This window comes from Desulfurobacterium sp. TC5-1 (assembly GCF_000421485.1).
In the GTDB taxonomy this organism is placed as follows: Bacteria; Aquificota; Aquificia; order Desulfurobacteriales; family Desulfurobacteriaceae; genus Desulfurobacterium_A.
Window position 1 is genome coordinate 903480 of record NZ_ATXC01000001.1, and the last position, 25923, is coordinate 929402.

The following is a 25923-nucleotide window of genomic DNA, read 5'->3' on the forward strand; positions in this document are numbered from 1 at the left end:
GAGCTTAAAAATCACTAATATGAAGCTTACCGGTTAAAGGAAAGCTTTCTTAAAAGGTAAGTCTTCTTCTCTATCTCCCTTTCAAGCTTGACCTTTTTATCTACTTCTTCTTCGGGAAGATTCCTAAGCTCTTCCTCAAGTTCTCTTATCTCCTTCTCCACATCCTCGGTTGCTATCTCTCCAGGACGAAAGATGTCCCTTACGGCAATCAAAACCTGATCCTGCTCAATTTCAAGAAATCCATCGTAAGCGTAACATTTTTCCTCTTTACCGTCGGGTGTAATGAAGGTAACTGCCGCTGCGGCAAATCTATAAAACTCAGGCTGGTGTCCGGGAAGAACACCAACCACTGAATTATCCATATCCACATATACTTCTTTAGCAATACCGGATATGTGTTTGCCCGTCAGAGATGCTATACGAACCTCTACCGCCGTTAATATGTTTTTAGCAGCCATCAATCAGCTCCTTATTTAAGCTTTAGTAGCTTCTGCCTCTTTCATGAGTTTTTCACCTTTTTCTATAGCCTCTTCTATGTTACCAACCATGTAGAAAGCGTTTTCTGGAAGATGATCGAGCTCACCGCTGATAATTCTTTCAAAACCTTCAATTGTCTCTTCAACTGTTACGTATCTACCTGGCATACCTGTAAAGACCTCAGCAACGTGGAACGGCTGGGTTAGGAAGAGCTGAATCCTTCTTGCTCTGTGAACGACAAGCTTATCCTCTTCTGAAAGCTCTTCCATACCAAGAATAGCAATAATTTCAAGAAGCTCTTTATATCTCTGAAGATATCTCTGGACTTCCCTTGCAACTCTGTAGTGTCTTTCACCAACATACTCTGGCGCAAGCATTCTTGATGTTGACTCAAGAGGATCAACAGCAGGATAAATACCCTGCTCCGCAAGGGCCCTTGAAAGAACAGTTGTAGCATCAAGGTGAGCAAACAGTGTAAATGGAGCCGGGTCTGTAAAGTCGTCAGCAGGAACGTAAATGGCCTGAACTGACGTAATAGAACCTTTAGAAGTTGAAGTAATCCTTTCCTGAATCTTACCAACCTCTGTAGCAAGTGTTGGCTGATAACCAACCTCAGAAGGAATCCTGCCCAGGAGAGCAGAAACCTCTGAACCTGCCTGAATAAATCTGAACATGTTGTCAACGAAAAAGAGAACATCTCTTCCTTCAACATCTCTGAAGTACTCAGCCATTGTAATACCGGTCATAGCAACACGCCATCTGTTTCCTGGAGGCTCGTTCATCTGACCATAAACAAGAACCGTATTTGGAAGAACGCCTGACTCCTTCATTTCAAGCCAGAGATCTGTACCTTCCCTTGTCCTTTCACCAACACCGGTAAACACTGAGAAACCACCGTGTTTCATAGCAACGTTGTGGATAAGCTCCATAAGAAGAACCGTCTTACCAACACCAGCACCACCGAACAGTCCTGTCTTTCCACCTTTTGCGTAAGGCTCAAGCAGGTCAATAACTTTAATACCAGTTTCAAAAATCTCAGCTGTAGCCTTCTGCTCAGTGAGAGGTGGTGTCTCTCTATGAATAGGCCAATATTCTTCAGCCTCAACAGGTCCTGCAGCATCAACAGGCTCACCAACAACGTTAAAGATTCTTCCCCGTGTAGCATGTCCAACAGGAACTTTTAGATAGTCGCCTGTATCAATAACTTCCATTCCTCTCTTAAGACCTTCAGTAGCACCAAAAGCAACACATCTAACTTTATTATCACCAAGGTGCTGGTGAACTTCCATGAAAAGCTTTCCTTTTGTTACCTTACCATCCCATGTAACCTGTTTTACATCAGGAATGTAGAGTGCGTGGTAAAGTTCAGGTAATTTTCCATCAGCAAACTCAACATCTATAACAGGTCCTACAATCTGAACAATTTTTCCTCTGTGCTCAGCCATTCCTATCCTCCCTATTTCATTGCCTCAATAGCTGTTGTAATTTCAATAAGCTCCTTGGTAATTGCCGCCTGTCTTGCTTTGTTAAATGAAAGCGTAAGCTTATGAATCATATCCTCAGTGTTCTTTGTAGCGTTGTCCATAGCTGTCATACGTGCAGCGTGTTCAGAAGTTTCAGACTCTTTAAGAGCCCTTAAAACAGCCGCCCTCATGTGAGCCTTAACAGCATCATCAATTATGGACTCATCCTGCTCCATGTAATACTCACCTTCTGTCTTAAATTCTGTTTCTTCAGGCTCAAGAGGAAGCAATTTTTCAAACGTTACTTCTTGAACGAGGGGATTTACAAACTTGTTGTAAACAAGGTAGATTTCGTCACAGTATTCCGTAACGTATCCAGTGTAAAGCTCTTCTGCTATCTCCTCTGCGAGAGGTGCACCTATCCTTCTAAAAATGTCCCTGTACTCTTTACGTACCTTGAGTTTTGAATGTCTTGTGAAAAACTGGGAAAGTTTATTACCAACCGTAGTTAGACTGAGAGTTATTCCCTCTTTCTTTTTCTCTTTAGCAAATTTCCTCACTTCCCTTATGATGTTTGAATTAAAAGCACCGCAGAGACCTTTATCAGAACCTATAAGAACAAGTTCTATTCTGAAAACCGGCCTCTTTGCAAGAATTGGAAGCTCAACAACGTTACCTCTGAAACAAACGTTTTGAATCATCCCTCTCATTACTTCCGCATAAGGGCGAATCCTGTAAAGCTCTGCCTGTGCTTTACGAAGTTTGGCAGCGGATACCGCCTTCATAGCAGACGTTATCCGCTTTGTTCCTTTTAAGCTTTTAATTTTATTCTTAATGTCTCTCATACTTGGCATTGTTATACCCTCTCTTAGGCTTCAAAGGTCTCCTTGAACTTCTTCACAGCATCATGGAGTTTCTTCTCAAGCTCTTCATCAATCTTCTTCTTCTCAAGAATTTCACTGAGAATCTCAGGATGCTCAGCGTCCATGAAAGCGTAAAGCTCTCTTTCAAACTTCGTAACGCTTTCCACTGGAATGTCATCAATGTAACCGTTGATAGCTGCAAAGAAGGCAACAATTTGCTTTTCAACAGGAATAGGGCTGTAAGGAGGCTGCTTGAGAAGCTCCATCATCCTTCTTCCACGCTCAAGCTGTGCTCTCGTGGCAGGGTCAAGGTCTGAAGCGAACTGAGAAAAAGCTTCAAGCTCTCTGTATCTTGCAAGCTCAAGACGGAGCTTACCGGCAACCTGCTTCATAGCTTTAATCTGGGCAGCACCACCAACCCTTGAAACGGACAGACCAACGTTAATAGCCGGTCTCTGTCCCTTGTAGAATAGGTTCGTTTCAAGAAAGATCTGACCATCAGTAATAGAGATAACGTTTGTCGGAATGTACGCTGAAATGTCACCGGCTTTTGTTTCAATAATTGGAAGAGCTGTAAGAGAGCCTGCACCAAGATCATCGTTAAGCTTAGCAGCTCTTTCAAGAAGCCTTGAGTGGAGGTAGAAAACATCACCAGGATAAGCCTCACGACCTGGAGGACGTCTCAAAAGAAGTGACATTTCTCTATATGCAACTGCCTGCTTTGAAAGATCATCATATATGATAAGAGCAGCTCTCCCTGTATCTCTAAAGTATTCAGCGATTGTTACCGCTGTAAATGGTGCAAGATACTGAAGTGCAGCCGGCTCTGATGCTGTAGCAGATACGACAATTGTGTAATCAAGAGCACCAAATCTTCTGAGAAGCTCTATTGTCTGAGCAACCGTTGATCTTTTCTGTCCTACAGCACAGTAAACACAGATAACGTTCTCTCTTTTCTGGTTAAGAATTGTATCTATCGCAACAGTTGTTTTACCTGTCTGTCTGTCACCAATGATAAGCTCCCTCTGTCCTCTACCGATAGGAATGAGGGCATCGATAGCTTTAATACCTGTCTGAAGAGGCTCATGAACCGGTTTTCTTGTAACGATACCCGGTGCAATCCTTTCAACTGCTCTTCTTTCTGCATAGTCTATATCGCCCTTTCCATCTATTGGATTACCAAGAGCATCAACCACCCTTCCTATAAGAGCATCACCGACAGGAACGTCAAGTATCCTACCTGTTCTCTTTACTTTTCCACCCTCAACAATTCCCTTTCCTTCACCTAAAAGAACGATACCTACGTTGTCCTCTTCAAGGTTAAAAGCAACTCCTTCTGTGCCGTCTTCAAACTCAACAACCTCTCCGTACTCTACGTCCTCAAGTCCGTAAACCCTCGCAACACCGTCACCAACTTTAATAACAATACCGGTTTCTTCAAACTTTATGGAGTACTCAAACTCTTCAATCTGCTTCTTTATTAATTCTAAAACCTCTTCTGCTCTCACCTGCATCCCTTCACCTCTCTATCTTATTCTGCAAGTTCTTTTTTCAGGTTTTCAAGCTGAGTCTTTATGGAAGCGTCGATAACCCTGTCACCAACTTTTACGATAAAGCCACCTATAATTGAAGGGTCAACAACAACTTCAAGGCCAACTTTTTTCCCTGAAAGTTTTTCCACCTGCTTTTTAACGAATCTGATTGTTTCCTTATCAAGTTTTGTTGTACTTATAAGCTCACCCTGAACTCTTCCAAGAATGAAATCAACGTACTTCTTAAACTCTTTTTCTACTAATTTGATGAGATGGAAATGTCCTTTCTCGGCCATTTCAAGAAGCACTTCTTTAAGTTCGATGGTTACATCAATTTTATCCAGAATCTTTTTAACAAACTCAAACTTCTCTTTCCTGTCAACTGCAGGACTTGCAAGATACTTTATGGCTTTTTCATCAAAAAGAGAGGCAACTTCGTAAAGCTCTTCGTGTACTTCCTCAAGCTCCTGCTTTGAAAGCTTATTCACAAGCTCTTTAGCGTACTTTTTAGCCGTTCTCACATCCTTTTTCAAAGCACTCCCTCCTTAGCGATTTGGGAAAGGCTTGTTTTGATAACTTTCTTGTTGAACTCTTCGTCAACCTGACCTTTAATCTTTTCTTTAGCAAGTTCCACAGCCTGAGCAGCGGCGTAAACCTGAAGCTCCTTTTTAGCTTTAAGAACTTCCCTTTCAATCTCTTCATCGGCAGCAGATAGAATTCTTTCTGCCATCTCTTTCGCTTCGGCAACCATCTGAGCTTTCTGCTTTTCTGCAACCTCTTCAGCGTGTTTAATAATCTCCTCGGCTTCTGCCTTAGCCTCTTTTGCTTTCTTTTCCGCTTCCTTTAAAAGCTTAAGCGCTTCCTCTTTCTCTTTCTGGGCAGCCTCAAACTTACCAATAACACCATTAATACCCTCTGTAAGCATATTACCAACGGGTTTCTTCAAAACTTTATAAAGGAGCGCCACAAGAATGATGGTGTTAATCGTCCTCCACATAAGCATAGAATCCATTCTAAACCCCCTTAAGCCGCTTTCTTGAGAAGCTTCTCAACAATTTCACTGGCAATTTCATCAACTCTTTCAGCAAGCTTTTCTTTCTCCTGCTCGAAAGAGGCCCAAATCTCAGCTTTAGCTTTTTCAACCTTGGCCTGCATTTCTTCCTGAGCTTTCGCAATTATCTTTTCTTTCTCTTCCTTCGCCTCTTTAAGAGCAGCGTTGAGAATTTCTTTCGCTTTCTCTCTCGCTTCAGCTATTACGGCCTGATACTCTTGCAGGAATTTCTCTGCGTTCTTCCGCAACTCTTCCGCTTCGATTTTCAGGACATTAAGCTCTTCATCCCTTTTAGCAAGATGGGTGATCATAGGTTTAAACAGGACTTTGTCCATAATCACCATAAAAACAAGAAAGTTGATCATCTGGATGATGACCGTGGCGTTGAGACTTACAATATTTCCTTCCATAGCCTAACCCCTCTCACAGTGTAGTTATCTCTCCTCCTCCAAGGAGTGTGTTACCGCTGTAAAAGGCACACACCTGCCCCGGAGTAGGTGCCTCTAAACTCGCCTGTAATTTTACAAAAATTCTGCCATTTTTCAATAGTATAAACTCTTTAACTGCCGCCGTTTTACCTCTGTGTCTCACCTGAACCTCAACAGGTCTGTCTCTAAACTTCTCTGGCGAAACCTGCCAGACAGTATCTTTTACATAAAAACTGTCTTTCAAAAGTTCGTCCTTCGAACCAAGTATTATTTTATTGTTTTCAACATCAATTTTTAAAACATATAGAGGATGCCTATAAGAGATGCCAAGCCCTCTCCTTTGACCAACGGTGTATCTGTAAAAAGCGTTAAACTTTCCTATCTCGGTACCATCAGAAAGAACAAAAATACCCTTCTTTTTTCCTATATGCTTTCGCAGAAAGGAATAGAGACTCCCCTTTATAAAACAGATATCCTGACTTTCACCACTGAAATTAAACCCAAGAGACTCCGCACCATTTATAACTTCATTTTTCGTCAAATTCTCAAGTGGTAGAATCAATCTATCAACAATATCCCTACTCACCATTGAAAGGAAGTAAGACTGCTCTTTATTCCTCTCCACTCCTCTAACGATAACCTTCTGAGAAAAATCCGCCGAATAGACACACCTTGCATAATGACCGGTAGCGACCAACGGAATTCCCGTCTTTAATGAAAGTTCATAGAGTTTTTTCATCTTTATTTCTCGGTTACAAACAACGCACGGGTTTGGCGTAATTCCTTTCCTGTAAGAATTGATAAAGTAGTCAACAACAACTTTCCTAAAAAGCTCTCTATAATCAATGACCGTTAACTTCAATCCAAGAAGTTCTGCGCTCTTTTCTGCCTTTTTAATATCTTCTTTCCCTGAAAGACGGAAAAGGACGGGAAAAACTTTAAATCCCTGCTGCTTTAAAAGGTAAGCCGAGTAAAAACTATCAACGCCACCGCTAAAACCCAAAATAACTTCTTTTTCCATCAAACCTCTCCTTCGTTAACGGCAACCTCAACGCCAGCATCGGCAAATTTCAGAACATCCTTTAGACTATCTATAATTGTCTGATAGTCCACTTTTCCCTCTTCAACCATATCCATCAACCTTTCAAGTTCTCTGGTAAAAGATTCACTAACGTAAGAACTAAAATTCTTTGAAAGATACCTATAAACCGTTTTTCCAAGAGAGGTTGGATATAGAAACTTTCCTTTTTCAACCACATAGTTTCTATCAAGAAGCGTTTGAACAATCTTTGCGTACGTTGATGGCCGACCGATACCTTTCCTCTTCATCTCCTCAACAAGCTCTCCCTGGGTAAAAGGATAAATAACCGGCACTTTTTTAACATTAACCTTTTTAACTTCAACTTCTCCTTCCTCCGATTCAAAAGGCATGTAAAGCAACGAAATTGGAAGGATAAGGTTCCAGCCATCTTTTAAAATCTTTCCATAAAACTCTTTTTCTTCACTCAAACCAGGCGGTTCAAGACTTAAAGTCAATCTAAAAACCTCAACGGTAAACGGAACCATTTGAGAAGCCATGAACCTCTTAAAAATAAGGTCATAAAGCCTCACATGGTCTTCAGAAAGATTACCCCCTGTAACAGACATAGAGGCTCTGAGCGTATCAGCGGTCATCGGTCTGACAGGCCTGATACACTCATGGGCACCACCTTCACCCCACTTTCTTGGTTTGAAAAATTCCTCACCGAACTTTTCCAAAATAAACTCCCTGGCAACTTCAATACCTGCAGAAGAAACCCTTACCGAATCTGTTCTGTGGTACGTTATGAAACCGCCTTCAAAAAGTTCCTGAGCAAGGGACATAACCTTCTCTGCAGAAAAATTAAGCTCAAAAGAAGCCGTTTTTATCATATCTCCCGTGTTAAAAGGCGGGGGCGGATTCTTATCTACCTTCTCTCTTTTCAACACCTTATATTTAAGCTTAAGACCGGGAGCATCTTTTAAATCAATTCCTTCAGCTAAAAATTCAAAGACACCCCTGTCAGAAAAAACTTCTAAAAAAGTCTTCTTCTCCCTGCTCTTTCTTTCCCTTTCTATAACCCAGCCTAAAACAGGCGTCTGAACCCTTCCAGCCGAAAGCCACTTCTTACCAAAGAATTTTTGAAGATTTTGGCTTAATGAAAACCCGACCCATCTGTCGGCTATTCTCCTGACTATTTGAGCTTTCACAAGGTTTTCATCAATCTCCCTCGGCTTTGCCACAGCGTTATTGAAGGCCTTCCTTGTAATCTCATGGAATTCAGCACGTTTTATGTTTTTTTGATAAGGTTTCAGAGAAAGGGCAACATCCCACCCTATCTTTTCCCCTTCTGTATCCGGGTCAGACGCAACAAAGATTTCGTCAACCTCAACGGCAAGTGACCTTAAAGCAGAAACAACTTCCATCTTATCAACGTCCATAGGCTTCCCACAGCGGGGACAGAACGGCTCCACTCCTTGATAACCACAGCGAGAACACCGCTTTATTGTCCCGTAAACGGGAATAAACATTCCACCTTCTGAAACAACACCCCATACACCGTCCTTTATTGTCAGGTCAAAAATGTGACCTTTAGACGCGGTTATGATGAAAAGCCTGTCGCCAGCATTAACTTCGTAAGCATCAACACCGTTAATTCTTCTTCTTACAGGATTGCCAAAAAATGACGCAATTGTTCTGGCCTTATGAGGTGATTCAACAACGACAAGAGTCGGTTTAACAAGCTCTCCCGCTTCTACCTTTATCCTTCCCTCAAGAATGGCTTTAACACGTTCCCTATCCCTGTCAACCTGTTCGAAGATTTTTTTAAGTTCTCCAACAGTAATTAGCCCGAAACCTTTCTTTAAAGCTATCTCTTTTCCTTTATCGGTTTCAAGCACTCTGAAATTGACATCTTCAAGGAAAAGAAGCAATCTCTTTCGCAAAGAGTTAAACGCTTTCATACTATCAACTATAAGGAAGGAAACACCTTTTGTAAGACCACCGGCAAACATCCTTGACGTTCTGCCAGAAGCCTGAATATAACCGGCAGAATCGCCAACAACAAGAAACAGCCTTCCGTTTTCCTCTTCCAAAAACACCGAATCACTTTTCTTTATCTTTTCAATAAAATCTCTGTCAGAAAGCTTCCGCCTCAAATATTCCGCAATCTCTTCAACCTTCTTCTTAACAGATGGATAGTTGTCAAGTTTTTCCTCTGTAAGAGTGAGATACTTTTTTAAAAAAGGAAGATAGGCAGTCACTTTATCCTGTTCAAGAAATTCGCGACACACCAAAATGAAGGTAAATAGGCGGGACGGAGAAAGAGAAACCTCAAAGGGGAACTTCATCCTCGGGACACCTATGAAAACAGCATACCTTACAGCGTCAGGTATGTCTATTCCCCTGGCAAGAGGATTTCTGTAACTTGCAATGCCAACAACTGCCTCTATACTACCCTTCCTGAACTCATCAAACCTGTCAACCGAAAAATCTTCATACGAAAGGGCTGAAATACCCTGCCGTCGAAAGTAAGAAACGACATCATCAACAAACTCCTTCCCATAAGCTTCAGAAACAAAAACAAAGACACCTTTCCCAAAAGTTTTAATAAGATCTAAAGCTTCATCTAAAGGAGAAGCTTCTGTGAAAACAGCCACGTCTTCAACGTTTCTCAGAGAAGTTCCTGTCTTTCCAACCTCAAAATCAAGAAGCTCTCTGAAAAGTTTTATCCTCCTTGAACGGGGAGATGCTGTAGCAGAAGAAACAACCAGAACCGTTTTCACAGATTCTTTTAAAGGTTTCAACCTTCTTTCAAGGTAATTCAATCTCCTTAGGAGGCGCTCCTTAAATCTGTCAGAAGAAGCTGCAACAAGTTTTCGCTTAACATCAACAATTTCCATGGCAGTAGATAAAGCCTCTTCGCTAAACCCAACAACCCTCAAAACTTTATCTATGTTTCTTCCGCTCTTTAAAATAGAATCAACATCATCAATAAAAACAAACTCAAAACCCGAAGGGATCTGTTCCCAGTTTTTATAAAGAAAGTTCGTCGTAGTAATAAGAATCTCAAAATCGCCGGAAAAGATCCTCTCTTTCTCTTTCTTCTTTCCTGTATAGGCTACAACTTCTCTATCTGTTATTTCTTTAACTCTTTCATAGACCTGCTGAACAAGAATACGCGTTGGAACGACAATGTAAGATTTACCTTTCAAAAAAGCGGCTGTTGTTATTCCCCATGTCGTTTTTCCAATACCGGTAGGTGCAATTAAAGAAAAGGAACGACCGAGGGCAACCCTTTTAGCCCAAGTAACCTGAAGCGACCAGGGAATAAAACCGGTTTTTTCTCTAAAGAAAGAGGCGAACTTTTCAGTAAAATGGAGAACGTCGCAGACAATTTTGAAATACTTAAGATTGCCCTTTTCTTTAAGTAATTCACATATTTTTTCCCGTGAATTTGGTTCATCAACATCTGAAAGGCACATCACACAGGGAAGCCCCATCTCTAATCTATCACTTCCTATATCCCCCTGACAGTTGGGGCAGAGATTATGAAAAATGGCCGTTTTCACGGAAACCTCCCCAAAAAAACATTGCTTTATTATAAAAAAAGGCGGCTTAAAAGCCGCCTTCAACCGCTTACAACCAAAAAGAGAGAGTATATCAGGCGTTCGTAGCCCACTTTATGAGAACCTCAGCAACCTCAGGCCTTGAAAACTGCTTGGGCGGTTTCTTACCTTCCCTGAGCATTGCTCTAACCTTTGTCCCACTTAAATGGATGTGATCCTCTTTGGAGTGGGGACATGTTTTTGCCGTTGCCATGTTCTCACATTTAACACAGTAAAAAGCGTGTTCAAACTTTAAAGGTTTGATACCGAGTTCATCCACAAACTGTTCAACAAACTCCTGTGCTTCATAAGTGCCATAATAATCCCCGACACCTGCATGATCTCTACCTATTATCATGTGAGTACAGCCGTAATTCTTCCTCATAAGCATGTGGTGAACCGCCTCCCTCGGACCAGCATAGTGCATGGGCGCCGGAAGAACAGAAAGGTGAATGCGATTCTTATTAAAGTAATTCTCTATAAGAACCTCATAACACTGCATCCTAACAGGCGCAGGAATATCATCTTTCTTTGTTTCACCGACAAGTGGATGGATAAGTGCACCATCCATCGTCTCAAGGGCACACTTTATTATGTACTCATGAGCTCTATGGATAGGATTCCTCGTCTGAAAAGCAACAACATTTTTCCAGCCTTTCTCTTCAATAATCTTTCTCACAACAACAGGATCCTGATAGTAGCGTTCATCAATACCTTCTCTTACAGGTCTGTTCAAAAGCCTTACTATTTCACCACCGATAAACTTATCACCTGCACTCTTTATAAAAGCAACACCAGGATGGTTCTCATCAGTAGTTTTAAAAACATTCTGACAGTAGAAGTCAAGGTCAAGAGTATATTTATCATCAACAACCACAATGGCTATAGGTCTATTATGAACATCGTAAATGGCTATCTCATCACCCGGTTTCACGCTCTTCCAGAGTTCCTCCGGAACCGGGAGAACAACAGGAATTGACCACAAAAGACCGTTGGGAAGATGAACATCTTTAATGACAGATTCAGCCTCTTCCTTAGTCATAAACCCTTCAAGCGGCGAATAGCCTCCTATCGCTATCATCTCACAGTGACCAACATATCTGTTTCCAGCAACAACCTTTGGTAAAGATTCAACTTTTTTTAGAAGCTCTTTTCTCTCTTCTGGTGTTGGCAGTTTGTTTATGAGCTCTCCTCCGTGCGGTACTATCATCTATCTCCTCCCTTTATCAATCTTCTCTCTATCAGATAAGAAATTATTTTATCTGCACACTCATCAATAGACTCCTTATCTGTTTCAACAACTATTTCAGGATTGAGAGGCTCCTCGTAAGGATCATCAATACCCGTGAAATTTTTGATTATCCCGGCCCTTGCCTTTTTATAAAGACCTTTCGGATCTCTACTTTCACACACCTCAAGAGGACACTTAACGTAAACCTCTATAAAATCACCTTCTCCTACCAGCCCTCTCACAAAATCTCTGTCTCTCCTGTAAGGGGAAATGAAAGCGGTAAGAACAACAACACCTGCATCAACAAAAAGCTTTGCAACTTCACCTATCCTGCGGATATTCTCTCTTCTATCCTCTTCAGAAAATCCTAAATCCCTGTTCAAACCCATCCTCACATTATCACCATCAAGAACGTACGTGTGAACACCCATTTCGTAAAGTTTCTCTTCAACACGGTGAGAAAGTGTTGACTTTCCTGAACCTGAAAGTCCCGTAAACCAGAGTATAAAAGACTTATGACTCTTCATTTTCTCTCTATCTTCCCGTGTAATACGTCCCTTATGGGGAATAATAAATTTCTGAGTCACAACTACCTCCTAAAAACTTTTATAAAAACACCAGTTTCAACACGGCAATTGTAACAAACATGTATATTAACGATAACGGAAAGCCGACTTTTAAAAAATCTCTAAAACGGTAGTTACCTGGACCATAGACTAAAAGGTTGGTCTGATAACCTATTGGAGTTAAAAAACTGGCAGAAGCGGCAAACGCGACAGCTAAAACGAAAGCTTTAGGTTCAACAGAAAGTTTCCGGGCAACCGATACTGCTATTGGAAATGTTATGGAAGCTGCAGCAAGGTTTGTTATAAACTCCGTCAAAACGTTTGTTATAAGATAAATAACAAGTAATGCGGATGTTATTCCAAATGGAACAGAAAAGGGAACAACAACATCTGCTATAGCCTGGGCAAGTCCCGTCCCAACCATCGCCTTACCAATTGCAATAGAAAGAGCTGCAATAATAATAATGTTAAGATCAAGGCTCCTTTTAATTTGACTGTAAGTGGCTATCCTGAAAACAACAAAAATAGAAATAAGAAACAACAACGATTCAAAAAGTGGAATTATTCTCAAAGCGGAAAGCAAAATTGCAATAAAAAAACCAACAAGAACAGGGAGGGCTTTTTTCTGATCAATGTTAACAATCTCTCTTACCCTGGAAATCACATAGATATCGTCAGAATCGGAAACCCTATCCCAGAAGTTTTTCCCGGCAAGAATCAAAAGAAGATCTCCCGGTTTTAAAACAATGTTTCCTATCTTACCTTTTAGCCTTTCACCATTCCTGTGAACAGCAACAATTGCCGCATCAAACCGCCCTCTGAAATTCGTCTCCTTTACCTTCTTACCAATGAGAGAAGAATTCTGTGGAACAAGAGCTTCAACAAGCTCCACCTTATCGTCGCCAAAAGAACAGACAGGCGGTAATTTGAATCCATTCTCACCGTTAACAAGCTCAATTATTCTTTCTGTTTCGCCGGCAAAGATAAGAACATCGTTCTCCTTTATGACGTCTTTCGGTGAAACAGGTGTTATTCTCTCTTTTTCCCTTATAATTTCAACCAGGAAAAGCCCTTTAAGATTCCTTAACCTTGCCTCTTCAACCGTTTTACCGGCTATGTTGGAACCTTCCGGAACAATTGTCTCGACAAGATACTCTTTTTTCTTCTCAAGAAACGCAGATACGGCATCCTTTCTATCAGGAAGCAATCTGTGTCCCCAAATTAGCATATAAGCAATACCAGCCATAACAGCAGGAATACCCACATAGCTGAAATCAAAAATTTTAAGAGGCTTCAATCCCGCATTAACGGCAAGACCATTAACGACAAGGTTTGTTGAGGTACCTATAAGGGTAACCGTTCCTCCTAAAATCGCAGCGTAAGAAAGGGGAATCAGCAATTTGGAAGGTGAAATTCCTTTCTTTTTTCCCCAATTATAGACGTAGGGAATTAACGCAGCAACTATCGGTGTATTGTTCAAAAATGCAGAAAAAAAGGAAACCGTTCCCATCAAACGTAAAAGAAATCTCTTATAAGAGAGACTCTCATCCATCAACCTGCTAAAAATGTAGCCAGTTATACGGAAGTTTTTAATTATAGAACTAACAACAAGTAAAAGCGCTATAAGGGCAATCTGTTCATTAGAAAATCCGGAAAGCGCCTGATGGGGCGTTAAGATTCCAACTACAACAAGGAAGGAAACAACTATGGTAAACGAAGCGGCCGGATGAAATGTTTCCTTATAAAGGAAAAAAATTAAAACGGCAATAGAGGCAAATAGGATTAACGCCTGAATACCCATAAATCTGTCTCCTGAACGCCAATTACCATTATTTTAATACATTAAAAGAAGTTCAGGGAATGCAATTAAAACATATTTGTAATGCTCATCATCTATTTGTCCCATCTTTACATCGTCATCGCTGGAAATATCCTCCTGCACGGAAATTCTCTCCCAGCCGCTTGCGGTGGAGCAATCCATTACCCGCAATCAAAACTTGAGATATTATCCTTGATCTTAGTTTTGTAGTCACTAAAACATCCTTTCTGACCTTCCAGGGAGACCTTTTCCAAATTGATATTTAAGGGAAAACTAATTTGTAACTAAAATTCCTTCAAACCTTGGCTCACGTTGATAAAGTAGCTCTATTAATTTCCCCTGAGGCAGAGTTCAACAGAATTGTTATATAAAGCTCCAGGAACATGAATTGGATATATTTAAGAACTGGGGAATGTGGAAACATAACAGGCTTTATGAAAAAGGAGATCTTATAGAGGAGATACCGCTCAATGAGGACATACAGAGAGAGAGTAGAGAAATACGAAGACTTCTTGAAAGGCTGGGTAGAGGAAGTTGAGCCTGAAAACCGGCTTAGTGTTTTAGCAGATCTTGAGGATTTTTGGTATTTTAGAGTAAAACTTGACGGAGAAGAAGTAAGGGCCATTGACAAAAAATACTTACCTAAGATTTATGCCCGCATAGCAGAAAAGCAGCCTGAACTGCTTGACTATTTTTTGGACCTAATGAAACGCCTCGGCATTGACCTTACTATTTTTCAAGAATTTCCCGTTCAATCGCCACAGTAAACAGCATCTACTCCCGGCCAAGCCCAATTTCAAAGGGAATAAAAGAAGCCGGGAGCGTATATGGATATCCTGCCTATCTCTCCGGAAGTAGAAATAACCAAAGAATACATGGATCCTGTAATCGCCGTAACGTTTGAAAACGGCGTTGAACAGGTTCGCCAGCGCTGGAGCAGACCGAAAATCCTATTCAGGCTCAGCTTCTCCGCCCTATCTCAGGAGGAAAAAGAACAGCTTGAAGAATTTTTCTCCTCCCACAGATGTTCCGTCCCTTTCATATTCCAATACGAAAGCAACAGGGCACTTCACTTTATTGTTGGCGCAGCTATTGGCATATGTTTCACTTTTATTTAGCCATCAATGGACATCTTCATGACACTTCTTGGCTGCTTAACTATTTTGATTGCAAAGTGAAATATCACGTGATATATCACGTTTTTGGACACCATTCACGGAAAAACGGAACACCCTTTTTTATAAAACTCTAATATTTATTGAAAGACTTTGGATTTTGGAAGAGTGATATGTAATTACATGTAATGATACGTTGTTCCATTTCTTTTTGTTTTTGTATATTCTAAATAAAAAATGGCTCCCCGGGCCGGCCTCGAACCAGCGACCTGGTGGTTAACAGCCACCCGCTCTACCCGCTGAGCTACCGGGGAACCTTGACGGTGAATAATATAGGCATTTCCTTCTCCGGTGTCAATAATCAACACCGACATTTTTACAAATTTTTAGACGAAGACTGTCATACTACTGAAACATTATCTATAATTCAGGTATCTGACTCTCTGATGTAGAATAGTTATTGGAGGTTTTAAATGGCTCTACTTGCCCCTTCCATCCTCTCGGCAGATTTTGCAAACCTGGAAAGAGACATTAAAAAGGCTGTGCAGGCAGGCGCAGACGTCATTCATGTTGATGTGATGGACGGCCGTTTTGTTCCAAACATCACCATAGGCCCCTGCGTTGTAGAATCCATAAGAAAAGTCACTGATAAGCCCCTTGACGTTCATCTTATGATAGTAGAGCCCGAAAAGTACGTGAAAGCCTTCGCCGATGCCGGCGCTGACTGGATATCTGTTCACTTTGAAGCTTCGATTCACCTCCATAGAACTGTATCAATGATAAAAGAATTGGATAAAAAAGCAGGCGTTGTTATAAATCCTGCAACTCCGGTGGAATTTCTAACAGACATCCTGCCCTTTGTTGATTTTGTTCTCGTAATGTCTGTAAACCCGGGATTTGGCGGTCAAAAGTTCATTCCACAAACACTTGAAAAGGTTAAAAAGCTAAAAAAGTGGAAAGAGGAAAAAGACTTAAAATTTCTAATAGAGATAGACGGCGGCGTAAAGCTTGATAACGTTTCCGAAATAATCGCCGCCGGCGTTGAAGTTGCAGTTGCAGGTTCAGCCGTGTTTAAAGGTAATATAGAAGAAAATGTAAAGAAATTTAAACAATTAATCGGATAGATGGAGGTATCAATGAATCAGGTAAAACTGATTACAGGAAACGCAAACCCAGAACTTGCAAAAGCCGTTGCAGGACACCTTGGAATTCCTCTTGCCAATGTCACCGTAGGAAGGTTCAGCGACGGCGAAATTCAGGTTGTACTTAACGAGAGCGTCAGAGACGACGATGTTTTTATCATCCAACCTCTGTGCAGTCCTTCCAATGATTACATAATGGAACTACTTCTGCTTGCAGACGCGCTCAAGAGGGCCTCTGCAGGAAGAATAACAGCCGTAATTCCTTATTTTGCTTACGGAAGACAGGATAGAAAAGTTAATCCAAGAGATCCTATCTCCGCACGTTTACTTGCAGATATTATTAGTGTTGCCGGCGTTAACCACATAGTTGTCGTTGACCTTCACGCAAAGCAGGTAGAAGGCTTTTTTGACCTGCCTGTTGATCACCTCGAAGCAAGACCGGTTCTTGCAGACTACTTCTTAAGACTTGGCTTTGATGAAGAAGATACGGTTGTCGTGTCACCTGACATTGGTGGCGTTGCCAGGGCGAGAAACTTTGCAAAGGTATTTAACGCACCGATTGCAATAATAGACAAAAGAAGACCCAAACCAAACGTTGCAGAGGTTATGAACATCATAGGTGAAGTTGAAGGAAAGAAGGCAATCATCATCGATGACATCATAGATACTGCCGGAACAATCGTCAACGCCGCAAAGGCAATAAAAGAAAGGGGCGCTACTGAAGTTTACGCAACATGTACACATCCCGTATTTTCAGGACCTGCCGTTGAAAGGCTGTCAAAAGCTGTTAAAGAAGGTGTCCTGAAAGAGGTTGTTGTTACAGACACCATTCCTCTTGGCGATAAAGCATTTGAAGGTGCAAAGGTTCTCTCTATATCAGGCATGCTTGCAGAAGCAATAAGAAGAATTCACTTTGGTGAATCAGTCAGCAAAATGTTCAACTTCTAACAAAAAAGGCGGGCTTAAAAGCCCGCCCTCCACAAATAAAAATCAAATTCTTACTGATAGAGTGATGCCATTTCAGGGTAGAGCGGGTGCTTCCCGCAAATTTCAATAACTTCTTCTCTAACCTTTGCTATCACAGCATCGTCATTGATGTTCTTAAGAACAGTTGCAATTAGCTGAGCAATTCTCCTTGCTTCCTGTTCTTTAATACCTCTTGTCGTTACGGCAGGAGTACCTATCCTTATACCACTTGTAACAAATGGACTTCTTGTATCAAAAGGAATTGTATTTTTGTTAACCGTAATGTTAGCCTTTCCAAGAGCAGCTTCTGCCTCTTTTCCTGTAATACCTTTATCTGTAAGGTCAACAAGCATAAGATGGTTATCTGTTCCGCCGGATACGATTCTGAACCCTTCCTTCTGAAGTTCCTCAGCTATAGCTTTTGCGTTAAGAACAACCTGTTCCTGATAAGCCTTAAATTCCGGTGTCATCGCTTCTTTGAAAGCAACGGCCTTAGCAGCTATGACGTGCATGAGAGGACCACCCTGAAGTCCCGGGAACACAGCCTTGTCTATCTCCTTACCAAACTCTGCCTTACACATTGTAACGCCACCGCGGGGTCCTCTGAGTGTCTTGTGTGTTGTCGTTGTAACGAAGTGGCAGGCTTCCATCGGTGAAGGATGAAGTCCGGTAACGACAAGACCGGCAATGTGAGCTATGTCAGCCATGAGATAAGCACCAACCTCGTCAGCGATCTCTCTAAATTTATCAAAGTCTATAATTCTCGGATACGCAGAAGCACCGCAGATTATAAGTTTTGGCTTATGTTCTCTTGCAAGCTGGGCAACCTGGTCAAAGTCTATCGTTTCAGTGTCTTTCCTGACACCGTACTGAACAACCTTAAAGTACTTACCTGTCATGTTTACAGGTGAACCGTGAGAAAGGTGTCCACCGTGAGAAAGGTTCATTGAGAGAATCGTATCGCCCGGCTTTAGAACGGCAAGGTAAACAGCTTGATTCGCCTGAGAACCGGAATGGGGCTGAACGTTTACGTGCTCGGCACCGAAAAGTTTTTTACACCTTTCAATTGCAAGCTTCTCAACGATATCTACACATTCACATCCACCGTAGTATCTTTTTCCCGGAAGTCCTTCAGCATACTTATTTGTAAGAACTGAACCTTGAGCTTCCATAACAGCTTCACTTGTGAAGTTTTCAGAAGCAATGAGCTCAAGATGTTCATTCTGACGCCTGTACTCACACTTAAGCGCCTCAAAAACTTCCGGGTCAAACTCTCTAACTTTTCCTCTCATCTATCTCCTCCTGAAAATTATTTTTCCTGCTCAGAGATGAATGTTTTCTCTATCTCTGCTATCTTTCTTATTCGCCTTTCGTGTCTTCCGCCGTCAAACGGTGTTTCAAGCCACGTTTTAACTATTGATTTTGCAAGTTCATCACCTATAACTCTTCCCCCAAGGGCAAGCACATTTGCATTGTTATGCCTTCTTGACATTTCAGCAGCAAATATGTTGTAGCAAAGCGCCGCTCTAATTCCGGGAACCTTGTTTGCAGCAATAGAAATACCAATACCCGTACCGCATATAAAGATCCCTCTATCGGTCTCACCATTTATTATACTTTTTGCAGCTTTTAAGGCATAATCCGGATAATCAACAGAGTCTTCCGAAAACGTGCCAAAGTCAACGTACTCAATACCAAGTTCATCAAGATACCTCTTTATAACTTCCTTCAACCTGAACCCGCCGTGGTCACTTGCAAGGGCTATCTTCATAACGCCTCCGGTAGTAATTTTAAGAGAGGATAAAATTATATAAAATCACAACTGTTGCAACGAGAAAACTTCCGAGGTGAGTATGAAGAAAAAAGCGGCAGTAATATTAATAGCACCGTTAATTTCCGGTTGTATCACACTGGTGGGGCCAGAGGGCTCACCAGAAATTAAAGCTCCAATAACTGCTAAAACTATACAGAAACCCACTCTTGCTAAAGGATGCCAGTCCATTTACAGAGTAAACGGGAAAAGCTACTGCGTACTTAAACACAGTAAAGGCTTTGAACAGATAGGTATAGCCTCGTGGTACGGACCAAACTTTCACGGCAGGAAAACGGCAAGCGGCGAAATCTACAACATGTACAAGATGACCGCTGCTCACAAAACACTCCCCCTCGGAACGTACGTTAAGGTAATAAACCTTGAAAACGGAAAAACAGCCATAGTAAAGATAAATGATAGAGGACCTTTCGTCCCCGGACGGATAATAGACTTATCTTTCGCAGCCGCTGAAAAGTTAGGCATCTTAGGTAAAGGCACGGCGAAGGTGAAAATAATTGCCCTTGGAAGAAAAGAAGACCACCACTACGTAACGGAAAACTACCAAAAAGGCAACTTCTTCGTCCAGCTTGCTGCATTCAAAGAGTATTCAAACGCCAAAGCCTTCATGGATAAAGTAAAAAAATCGGGAATAAAGGCAGACATCGTAATGGCTTACGGACTATACAGGGTTGTTGTTGGCCCGGAACTTACATACGTTAAAGCACAGGAGAAAAAGGAAGAAATCAGGAAACTATTCCCGGACGCCTTTATCCTTACAATAGATTAGGAGTAAAAGATGAAATTGCTTAAAAACGTTGAGATAAAAGAATTTCCCAAAACGTATGATGCAGTGGTAATAGGAAGCGGTGCAGCAGGGCTCTTCTGCGCTACGAAACTGTCCCAGGTAGGTTTAAATGTCTGCATACTTACAAAAGATACTGCAGACACATGTTCAACAAAGTTAGCACAGGGTGGTATAGCTGTGGCACTGCCGCCGGACGATTCTCCTCTTCTCCACTACGAAGATACGCTAAAAGCCGGAGCAGGCCTTGTTGATAGACGAACCGCCCTAATTTTAGTAGAAGAGGGCGTAAAACGGGTAATAGACCTGATAAGAATGGGGGCCACTTTTGAAACGGACGAAAGAGGACTTTTAAAGTTCACAAAAGAAGCAGCCCACTCTGTTTCAAGAATTGTCTATTACAGGGATAAAACCGGCGAAGAAGTTGAAAGGGCACTTCTTGACAGCTACAGAGGAGATATCATTGAATACGCAACTGTAAAAGAGCTGATAGTGAAAAACAACAGATGCTACGGTGTCATATTTGAAAAAAACGGTAAATACTACGCCATACATGCACCTGTAACCGCCATAGCAACAGGAGGCGCAGCCGGACTTTATGAAAAGAACACAAATCCCGAAACATCAACAGGCGACGGAATAGCAATGGCTCTCCGCTACGGCGCCGTCCTGAGAGACCTTGAGTTTGTGCAGTTCCATCCAACGGCATTCTGCGAAGACGGAACCTGCTTTCTCATATCGGAATCGGTAAGGGGCGAAGGGGCAATAATAGTTGATTCTTACGGCAGAAGATTCATGGGAGACTACCATCCGCTCTGGGAGCTGGCTCCAAGAGATGTGGTAACAAGAGCTATCGAAAATCAGAAAAAAATAACAGGCGGAAAGGTTTTCCTTGACTTCAGGCCTATAAAGGAAAAGGGAATAAACATCAAGGAGCGTTTTCCAACTATAACCGAAAAACTGAAAGAAGTCGGATACGATCCCGAAAAGGATCTTATTCCCATAACACCTGTTGCTCACTATTATATTGGCGGTATCAACGTTGACACCTTCGGCAGAACAAACATTACAGGACTGTTTGCCATAGGGGAAGCTTCCTGCACAGGCGTTCACGGTGCAAACAGGCTTGCCAGCAATTCTCTCCTTGAATGTATTGTATTCGGCGAAAGAACAGCTTATGGAATGTACAGAGATCTAAGATTCCTGTCCCTTGACTTTGAAAAGATACCCTTTAACGTTTCACCTCTTGTAAGAAAAACTACAGATGAAACCTTTACAATGAAGGACCTTAAACATGCATTGTGGAAGTATGCCGGCATCATAAGAGATGGAGGTGGACTGACAAAAGCAATAGAACTGTTTAGAAGAATGATACGTTCAAATTCATCTTACGAGGTTAAAAACGGAGCTATACTGGCACTTGGCATAGCTATAAGCGCCATGAGAAGAGAAGAAAGCAGAGGCGGCCACTACAGGAGTGACTTCCCTTACGAAAGGGAAGAGATGAGATTTCACAGCACGTTCACATTTCAGGATTTGATTAACTCTGTTTAAAGGAGGAAACAGTGCTTCTTAAAAGGATAAAAGGAACAGTTTTTGGAGGGGCAATAGGAGATGCCCTTGGAACGCTTACAGAAGAGATGGACAGAGAAACCGTAAAGAAAAATTACGGAGGTGCCATCACAGACTTTGTAGAACCTTCCCCTTCATCTGTATGTCCATTTTTAAAAAAGGGACAGTACTCTCACGAAACACAGATGTTCCTCATAGCTCTCGAGATGTACGCCGAAAAGGGAAAGATAGACGAGGAGTTCTACGTTGAAAAACTTATAGAATGGGTAAAAGATGAAAAAAATCACCGATATCCTGCAGGTGGCCACATTAACGCTGCCCTCGCCTACAAAAGCGGCGCTCTGCCAGATGAGGCAAGAGTGAAAGGAACAGAGATTGATGGAGCCCTTCCTGCAGTTGCAGCAGGACTTTTTAGATGGGACAACAGCGAAGAGGCATACCAGGAGGGAAGCCACCTTGCTTCCATCGTTTATAAAGATGACATACTGATTGATACGGCCGGGCTAATAGCAGTTGCAGTATCAACCATCACAGGAGAAAGAATATTTCTTGAGATGGAAGAGGGAAAACTGCACTTTTTAGAACTCCTGCACTCTTTCTCTCAGGTTGAAATCGTAAAATCCTACATAGACATGGTAATAACGACAGTAAAAGAGAACATTGATGAATTAGACGAACTTATTTTAAGGTTTGGAAACGGAAACTTTGTCCTTGAACCGTTTGCCCTTTCCCTCTACATATTCCTGAAGTGGGGAAAAGACTTTAGAAAAAGCCTCTTGAGAGCCGTTAACGCCTACGGAGAATTTGGAGGCGACACCGACGCAATCGGATTTCTTACCGGCGCCCTTTCGGGATGCTACAATGGAATAGATGCAATACCGAAAGATTGGCTAAGAAACATAGAAAACGCCGGATATCTCAAACTGATATCTGAAAAAATTTTTGAGAAGATTAAAAATGAATAAATTATTCAAAATTGCAAAAGAGGAATGGATCTTTTTCGTGGCTCTAACAGCCACTGTTCTGTCTTCACTCTTTTTTAAAATACTACCGAAACTCACAATTAGAGATTTTAAAATACTTGTCATTCTGTTCAACTTTCTTGTAATTACAAAAGGCCTTGAGAAAAGCCGTTTATTTGTAAAAGTTGCATCCTTTTTTGAAAAAGGAAATCCATTTCTGAAGCTCACAATTCTGTCCGGTGGGCTATCTATGTTCGTAACAAACGACGTGGCACTTTTTACGGTTGTTCCCCTCACTTTATCTCTCTCCATACCTGAAGAAAAAATAATGCTGCTTGTTATATTGGAAGCCCTGTCTGTTAACGGAGCATCTGCTCTAACCCCGTTCGGCAACCCTCAAAACATTTTCATTTATTACTACTACCACTTACATCCTGCAGTCTTTATGGGGGCAATCCTTCCGTTTTTCATTTTCTCTTTTTCAATCATAGTAGGACTTGCGCTCTTTTTTGGCAGAAAGAACATTAACATAACAGAGAGAGAGCACGAAGAAGAAATAAACAGAACGAAAGCTATCGTATATAGTGCCTTCTTTATCATATTCATCGGCGTAATATTTCACATATTCCCTATAGAAGTAAGCATAATTCCGCCTCTTTACGCCCTAATCAAAGACAAAAACATACTCAAAGAGGTTGATTATTTTCTGCTGCTTACATTTTTAGCTTTCTTCGGTTTTACATCAAACATTAGTTCAATACTAAAATTTTCCCTTATGAATCCCCAAAGAACAATGATTTACAGTGCCTTTTTAAGCCAGATAATAAGCAATGTACCGGCCGCACTACTGCTTGCCAAATTTACGAAACTGTGGAAAAGCCTTTTAATAGGTGTTAATATAGGTGGATTTGGAACGCTTGTAGGTTCACTTGCAAATCTAATAGCTTTCAAATTATTTAAAAATAAGTTTGATAATTTAGCGGGAAAATACCTCTTAATATTCCACCTGGCCAGCTTTTTTCTGTTTTTCGCATCTCTAACCTTTTCACTGATAATAATGTGAAGGGGAACCATAATGGTCCCCCGTTTACTATGCCTTTATAAGCTTCCTGTTTAATCTGAAAAGAACGATAATCGTTTTAAGCTGAAGGTATATAAGAGGAAGGTAGAGCAGAAGGTAAACGATAGAAAGCTTATAGATAAGCCCCGTTCCAACAAAACCCTTATTCAGCAAGAAATTTAGCATAACAAAGAGTGCAACACCAGGACATATCGCAGCATAAGCGGTAACACTCTCACTTTTCCCGTCAATAAACTCTTTAAAGTAGTTTATATGCTTCATTACCATGTAACCTAAAAGACCGAAAAAGAGCTGAAGTGCAACGATAACCGTAAAAAGCACAAGGTGCTGGGTAGGATAGATGTGAACGTTAAAATTGTGGTGAAGTCCCATGGAATTTCTGAAAAGAGCAATGCCGGCAACCGTTAGAATAGGAATAATAATCCACAGGGAAATAGAAGCTTCACGGTTTACACCATGCTTAAACATTGAGTGAAAACCGATAACAAGCTTAATTATTCCAAATACAGCCGCAACACTTAAAAATCCAACTGAAAAGACAATTCCAATTGCAGAAACAAGGGGATTGTGGCTCATAGCACCGGTGGCAGAAAAACCCACAGCTATCATCGTAAACGCAAAAATGGAAAGCATCTGACTTAAGCTGTTGTTGATTTCCGTATCAAATCCACCAAAAGCAACTACCCTTGAAATAAAATCCATAAATATCTTCACACCGTAAACTCCAATAGCGAAGAAGGCAAGCAGGGCAAACGGAAATATGTATTCAACAACATTCCACAGGTGCGGAATGAATATAGCTCCAATCATAAAAAGCACGTTTACGGTCATGGCGTACGTGAGGGGAATCGCCATCAGTTGAACTTCAGCAGGAGATTTTTTAAGTTCTTCAAATTTCTTTGTTCTCTTAAAGTTGCTGTACTCCTTGATGTTCCAGAACAACAATCTAAAGTGCAGATAGGCAAAGAACGCAACACCGGCAACACCTACAACTACTACAAGTCTCTGGAAAAGTGAACCCCCTTTTAAAACGCTGACGAGCGTATCATATACAGGAATTGGATAACCCTTGTGGGGCGTTAAAAACATCAGATACATAAAAAAGGTTATAACCAGACCACCACTTCCAAGAGCGGCAAGATAGTAAAGAGGAGAATATTTCTCTCCTAAATTCTTTCTGAAACTCATGCGTCACCTCTCACGTAATTTTTGCGTTCTATTAATATATGCAACTATTAATAGATTGTCAAGATAGAATGAAAAGCAATATTGAAAATACATTGAAAAAATTTCTGTCCCGAAAATAAAAAGCGGGGAGCCTGTGCTCCCCGATGCCCACACGTGAGAGGAGGTAACGGAGGTTACTTGGTGGCTACTTCTTTAAGCTGCTTCTCTATATCATCCGGTGCTTGCTTTATGCTCATAAAACCGTGTTTACCAAACATCCCAAGGTAAGGCCAGCTGATGGCAATCCTGAATTTTCCATTAAGAGCAATAGCTTTATCTCCAATTACGAGAAGTTCGTACGGAAGATGTGCTGCGTGACTGTGAGAATCTACTTCCGGAACATCAATGTGAGAAAGAACAAACTCATCTGCAGCCTGCCCTTTTGTAAACTCAACACCAAAAAGTGTTGCTTTGGTTCCGGGAATATCAACCCTGTAAACCTTGGAAACACCGGCTACTTTTGCTTTTAAGTTGTTTTCAACCTTCTGAACACCCTGATTGTGATTATCGTAATCGGCAAGCTTGTAAAAATCGTCAAACTTAGGCATACAGCATTTATAGTTGTAATCTCTTAAATCGTCGGCATCTATACCATTCTTTGCCCCATACTCAAGTGCATCTCCAAGGGCAGAAATAAGAGCCTTTTTAACCGGAGCAATATTACCTTCCATCCTAAAAGCGTTGAACCAATATTCAGGATTCGTGAAAGAAACTTCTACTTTTCCATTTCTATCAACAACAGCAATTCTTTCAACTGCTCCAAAAGCTCCATACTCGGTATTTTTAGCAAGTTTTAGAAGTTCAGGACTCGTAACAACTATGATACCAACACCCTTTTCAGGCATGTAACTGCCCACAACTTGAAATCCGGCACCTTTCAATGCCTCTTCAGCAGACTTCATTCCATCTTCAACCGTCTTTGGCTGAAGTTTGCTCAGGATGAACGGTTGCAGTTTTTCACCTGCAAAAGCGCCACCTGCAAAAACAAACAGTGCTGTCACCGATAAAAGTACGGTGATGACGAAACGCCTCATTTCAAACCTCCTGTAAAGTTGATACTGTGATTTATATCATGTGATTTTGTTAGTGTCAAGATATTTGAATATTGTTAATAGTAATCTATCTACAGATGTTATTTAATCGATTCTTGACAGAGAACAAAAGGGCACCTATAATTAGTAACATAG

24 protein-coding genes and 1 tRNA gene are annotated in these 25923 nt (G+C 41.3%); 8 read left to right on the plus strand and 17 right to left on the minus strand.

All coding sequences use genetic code 11. The features are described 5' to 3' along the window. Nucleotides 1–26: 26 nt before the first annotated feature. The 12 genes from H153_RS0104630 to H153_RS0104685 all read right to left on the minus strand — a co-directional run bounded on the left by H153_RS0104630 (nucleotide 27) and on the right by H153_RS0104685 (nucleotide 14038). Nucleotides 27–458, minus strand: coding sequence for an ATP synthase F1 subunit epsilon (locus tag H153_RS0104630; RefSeq protein WP_022846981.1), 432 nt, complete (start codon nucleotides 456–458; stop codon nucleotides 27–29). A gap of 15 nt (nucleotides 459–473) precedes the next feature. Next, entirely contained in the window at nucleotides 474–1922 is a 1449-nt protein-coding gene (atpD, locus tag H153_RS0104635) for a F0F1 ATP synthase subunit beta (RefSeq protein WP_022846982.1), read from the minus strand. An 11-nt stretch (nucleotides 1923–1933) separates the two neighbouring features. Next, nucleotides 1934–2794 (minus strand): ATP synthase F1 subunit gamma, encoded by an 861-nt coding sequence (atpG, locus tag H153_RS0104640; protein WP_022846983.1) that lies wholly within the window; start codon nucleotides 2792–2794, stop codon nucleotides 1934–1936. 14 nt (nucleotides 2795–2808) lie between these two features. Further along, the gene (gene atpA, locus H153_RS0104645; RefSeq protein ID WP_022846984.1) at nucleotides 2809–4317 is read right to left on the minus strand and encodes a F0F1 ATP synthase subunit alpha; all 1509 of its coding nucleotides are present in this window, start codon (nucleotides 4315–4317) and stop codon (nucleotides 2809–2811) included. 17 nt (nucleotides 4318–4334) lie between these two features. Continuing rightward, nucleotides 4335–4868, minus strand: coding sequence for an ATP synthase F1 subunit delta (gene atpH, locus H153_RS0104650; RefSeq protein ID WP_022846985.1), 534 nt, complete (start codon nucleotides 4866–4868; stop codon nucleotides 4335–4337). Next, nucleotides 4865–5347 (minus strand): F0F1 ATP synthase subunit B, encoded by a 483-nt coding sequence (gene atpF / locus H153_RS0104655; RefSeq protein WP_022846986.1) that lies wholly within the window; start codon nucleotides 5345–5347, stop codon nucleotides 4865–4867. The genes atpH and atpF overlap by 4 nt, the downstream gene beginning before the upstream one ends. An 11-nt stretch (nucleotides 5348–5358) precedes the next feature. Next, nucleotides 5359–5796: an ATP synthase F0 subunit B gene (locus H153_RS0104660; protein WP_022846987.1), complete on the minus strand. Its 438-nt coding sequence runs from the start codon at nucleotides 5794–5796 to the stop codon at nucleotides 5359–5361. Between the two features lie 13 nt (nucleotides 5797–5809). After that, nucleotides 5810–6835 (minus strand): tRNA 2-thiouridine(34) synthase MnmA, encoded by a 1026-nt coding sequence (mnmA, locus tag H153_RS0104665; RefSeq protein WP_040371584.1) that lies wholly within the window; start codon nucleotides 6833–6835, stop codon nucleotides 5810–5812. Next, nucleotides 6835–10404 (minus strand): reverse gyrase, encoded by a 3570-nt coding sequence (gene rgy, locus H153_RS0104670; protein ID WP_022846988.1) that lies wholly within the window; start codon nucleotides 10402–10404, stop codon nucleotides 6835–6837. The genes mnmA and rgy overlap by 1 nt, the downstream gene beginning before the upstream one ends. Before the next feature lie 91 nt (nucleotides 10405–10495). Further along, nucleotides 10496–11650 carry a sulfate adenylyltransferase gene (sat, locus tag H153_RS0104675; protein WP_022846989.1) on the minus strand — a complete coding sequence of 385 codons (1155 nt, stop codon included), beginning with the start codon at nucleotides 11648–11650 and terminating at the stop codon, nucleotides 10496–10498. Next, entirely contained in the window at nucleotides 11647–12258 is a 612-nt protein-coding gene (gene cysC / locus H153_RS0104680) for an adenylyl-sulfate kinase (RefSeq protein WP_022846990.1), read from the minus strand. The genes sat and cysC overlap by 4 nt, the downstream gene beginning before the upstream one ends. 19 nt (nucleotides 12259–12277) lie before the next feature. Further along, complete coding sequence (locus H153_RS0104685) at nucleotides 12278–14038, minus strand: SLC13 family permease (RefSeq protein WP_022846991.1); 1761 nt, start codon at nucleotides 14036–14038, stop codon at nucleotides 12278–12280. A gap of 488 nt (nucleotides 14039–14526) precedes the next feature. On the opposite strand from H153_RS0104685, the gene H153_RS0104695 reads away from it, so the two are divergent. Together H153_RS0104695 and H153_RS0104700 are read left to right on the plus strand one after the other, a co-directional pair. Beyond that, nucleotides 14527–14823 (plus strand): hypothetical protein, encoded by a 297-nt coding sequence (locus H153_RS0104695; protein ID WP_022846993.1) that lies wholly within the window; start codon nucleotides 14527–14529, stop codon nucleotides 14821–14823. A 60-nt stretch (nucleotides 14824–14883) separates the two neighbouring features. Further along, nucleotides 14884–15174, plus strand: coding sequence for a hypothetical protein (locus H153_RS0104700; RefSeq protein ID WP_022846994.1), 291 nt, complete (start codon nucleotides 14884–14886; stop codon nucleotides 15172–15174). A 235-nt stretch (nucleotides 15175–15409) separates the two neighbouring features. Here the strand turns inward: H153_RS0104700 and H153_RS0104705 are convergent. Further along, a tRNA-Asn gene (locus H153_RS0104705) sits at nucleotides 15410–15485 on the minus strand. A gap of 159 nt (nucleotides 15486–15644) precedes the next feature. Between H153_RS0104705 and rpe the strand changes: the two genes are divergently transcribed. Then, nucleotides 15645–16295 carry a ribulose-phosphate 3-epimerase gene (rpe, locus tag H153_RS0104710; protein ID WP_022846995.1) on the plus strand — a complete coding sequence of 217 codons (651 nt, stop codon included), beginning with the start codon at nucleotides 15645–15647 and terminating at the stop codon, nucleotides 16293–16295. 12 nt (nucleotides 16296–16307) lie between these two features. Beyond that, nucleotides 16308–17261 (plus strand): ribose-phosphate pyrophosphokinase, encoded by a 954-nt coding sequence (locus tag H153_RS0104715; protein WP_022846996.1) that lies wholly within the window; start codon nucleotides 16308–16310, stop codon nucleotides 17259–17261. 50 nt (nucleotides 17262–17311) lie between these two features. On the opposite strand, the gene glyA is transcribed toward H153_RS0104715, so the two are convergent. Together glyA and rpiB are read right to left on the minus strand one after the other, a co-directional pair. Continuing rightward, entirely contained in the window at nucleotides 17312–18571 is a 1260-nt protein-coding gene (gene glyA / locus H153_RS0104720) for a serine hydroxymethyltransferase (RefSeq protein ID WP_022846997.1), read from the minus strand. 17 nt (nucleotides 18572–18588) lie between these two features. Beyond that, nucleotides 18589–19050, minus strand: a complete 462-nt coding sequence (gene rpiB / locus H153_RS0104725) for a ribose 5-phosphate isomerase B (RefSeq protein ID WP_022846998.1) — start codon at nucleotides 19048–19050, stop codon at nucleotides 18589–18591. A gap of 82 nt (nucleotides 19051–19132) precedes the next feature. On the opposite strand from rpiB, the gene H153_RS0104730 reads away from it, so the two are divergent. From H153_RS0104730 to H153_RS0104745, 4 genes are read left to right on the plus strand one after another with little or no spacing between them, the layout of a single operon-like run. Beyond that, complete coding sequence (locus tag H153_RS0104730; protein ID WP_027720018.1) at nucleotides 19133–19879, plus strand: septal ring lytic transglycosylase RlpA family protein; 747 nt, start codon at nucleotides 19133–19135, stop codon at nucleotides 19877–19879. Between the two features lie 9 nt (nucleotides 19880–19888). After that, nucleotides 19889–21448: an L-aspartate oxidase gene (gene nadB, locus H153_RS0104735; RefSeq protein WP_022846999.1), complete on the plus strand. Its 1560-nt coding sequence runs from the start codon at nucleotides 19889–19891 to the stop codon at nucleotides 21446–21448. Nucleotides 21449–21459: 11 nt separating this feature from the next. After that, entirely contained in the window at nucleotides 21460–22431 is a 972-nt protein-coding gene (locus H153_RS0104740; RefSeq protein WP_022847000.1) for an ADP-ribosylglycohydrolase family protein, read from the plus strand. Beyond that, on the plus strand, nucleotides 22424–23491 hold the full coding sequence (locus H153_RS0104745) for an SLC13 family permease (RefSeq protein WP_022847001.1): 1068 nt from the start codon (nucleotides 22424–22426) through the stop codon (nucleotides 23489–23491). The genes H153_RS0104740 and H153_RS0104745 overlap by 8 nt, the downstream gene beginning before the upstream one ends. Nucleotides 23492–23518: 27 nt before the next feature. Here the strand turns inward: H153_RS0104745 and H153_RS0104750 are convergent, their stop codons facing one another. Beyond that, the gene (locus tag H153_RS0104750) at nucleotides 23519–24697 is read right to left on the minus strand and encodes a hypothetical protein (RefSeq protein WP_022847002.1); all 1179 of its coding nucleotides are present in this window, start codon (nucleotides 24695–24697) and stop codon (nucleotides 23519–23521) included. Between the two features lie 173 nt (nucleotides 24698–24870). Next, nucleotides 24871–25770: a hypothetical protein gene (locus tag H153_RS0104755; protein ID WP_022847003.1), complete on the minus strand. Its 900-nt coding sequence runs from the start codon at nucleotides 25768–25770 to the stop codon at nucleotides 24871–24873. Between the last annotated feature and the right edge of the window lie 153 nt (nucleotides 25771–25923).

Excerpts from the sequence above, each read along its gene's own strand:
- H153_RS0104630 (WP_022846981.1), bottom strand. The coding sequence starts at position 458 with ATGGCTGCTAAAAACATATTAACGGCGGTAGAGGTTCGTATAGCATCT.
- atpD (WP_022846982.1), bottom strand. The coding sequence starts at position 1,922 with ATGGCTGAGCACAGAGGAAAAATTGTTCAGATTGTAGGACCTGTTATA.
- atpG (WP_022846983.1), bottom strand. The coding sequence starts at position 2,794 with ATGCCAAGTATGAGAGACATTAAGAATAAAATTAAAAGCTTAAAAGGA.
- atpA (WP_022846984.1), bottom strand. The coding sequence starts at position 4,317 with ATGCAGGTGAGAGCAGAAGAGGTTTTAGAATTAATAAAGAAGCAGATT.
- atpF (WP_022846986.1), bottom strand. The coding sequence starts at position 5,347 with ATGGATTCTATGCTTATGTGGAGGACGATTAACACCATCATTCTTGTG.
- H153_RS0104660 (WP_022846987.1), bottom strand. The coding sequence starts at position 5,796 with ATGGAAGGAAATATTGTAAGTCTCAACGCCACGGTCATCATCCAGATG.
- mnmA (WP_040371584.1), bottom strand. The coding sequence starts at position 6,835 with ATGGAAAAAGAAGTTATTTTGGGTTTTAGCGGTGGCGTTGATAGTTTT.
- sat (WP_022846989.1), bottom strand. The coding sequence starts at position 11,650 with ATGATAGTACCGCACGGAGGAGAGCTCATAAACAAACTGCCAACACCA.
- H153_RS0104685 (WP_022846991.1), bottom strand. The coding sequence starts at position 14,038 with ATGGGTATTCAGGCGTTAATCCTATTTGCCTCTATTGCCGTTTTAATT.
- H153_RS0104695 (WP_022846993.1), top strand. The coding sequence starts at position 14,527 with ATGAGGACATACAGAGAGAGAGTAGAGAAATACGAAGACTTCTTGAAA.
- H153_RS0104700 (WP_022846994.1), top strand. The coding sequence starts at position 14,884 with ATGGATATCCTGCCTATCTCTCCGGAAGTAGAAATAACCAAAGAATAC.
- rpe (WP_022846995.1), top strand. The coding sequence starts at position 15,645 with ATGGCTCTACTTGCCCCTTCCATCCTCTCGGCAGATTTTGCAAACCTG.
- H153_RS0104715 (WP_022846996.1), top strand. The coding sequence starts at position 16,308 with ATGAATCAGGTAAAACTGATTACAGGAAACGCAAACCCAGAACTTGCA.
- glyA (WP_022846997.1), bottom strand. The coding sequence starts at position 18,571 with ATGAGAGGAAAAGTTAGAGAGTTTGACCCGGAAGTTTTTGAGGCGCTT.
- rpiB (WP_022846998.1), bottom strand. The coding sequence starts at position 19,050 with ATGAAGATAGCCCTTGCAAGTGACCACGGCGGGTTCAGGTTGAAGGAA.
- H153_RS0104730 (WP_027720018.1), top strand. The coding sequence starts at position 19,133 with ATGAAGAAAAAAGCGGCAGTAATATTAATAGCACCGTTAATTTCCGGT.
- nadB (WP_022846999.1), top strand. The coding sequence starts at position 19,889 with ATGAAATTGCTTAAAAACGTTGAGATAAAAGAATTTCCCAAAACGTAT.
- H153_RS0104745 (WP_022847001.1), top strand. The coding sequence starts at position 22,424 with ATGAATAAATTATTCAAAATTGCAAAAGAGGAATGGATCTTTTTCGTG.
- H153_RS0104750 (WP_022847002.1), bottom strand. The coding sequence starts at position 24,697 with ATGAGTTTCAGAAAGAATTTAGGAGAGAAATATTCTCCTCTTTACTAT.
- H153_RS0104755 (WP_022847003.1), bottom strand. The coding sequence starts at position 25,770 with ATGAGGCGTTTCGTCATCACCGTACTTTTATCGGTGACAGCACTGTTT.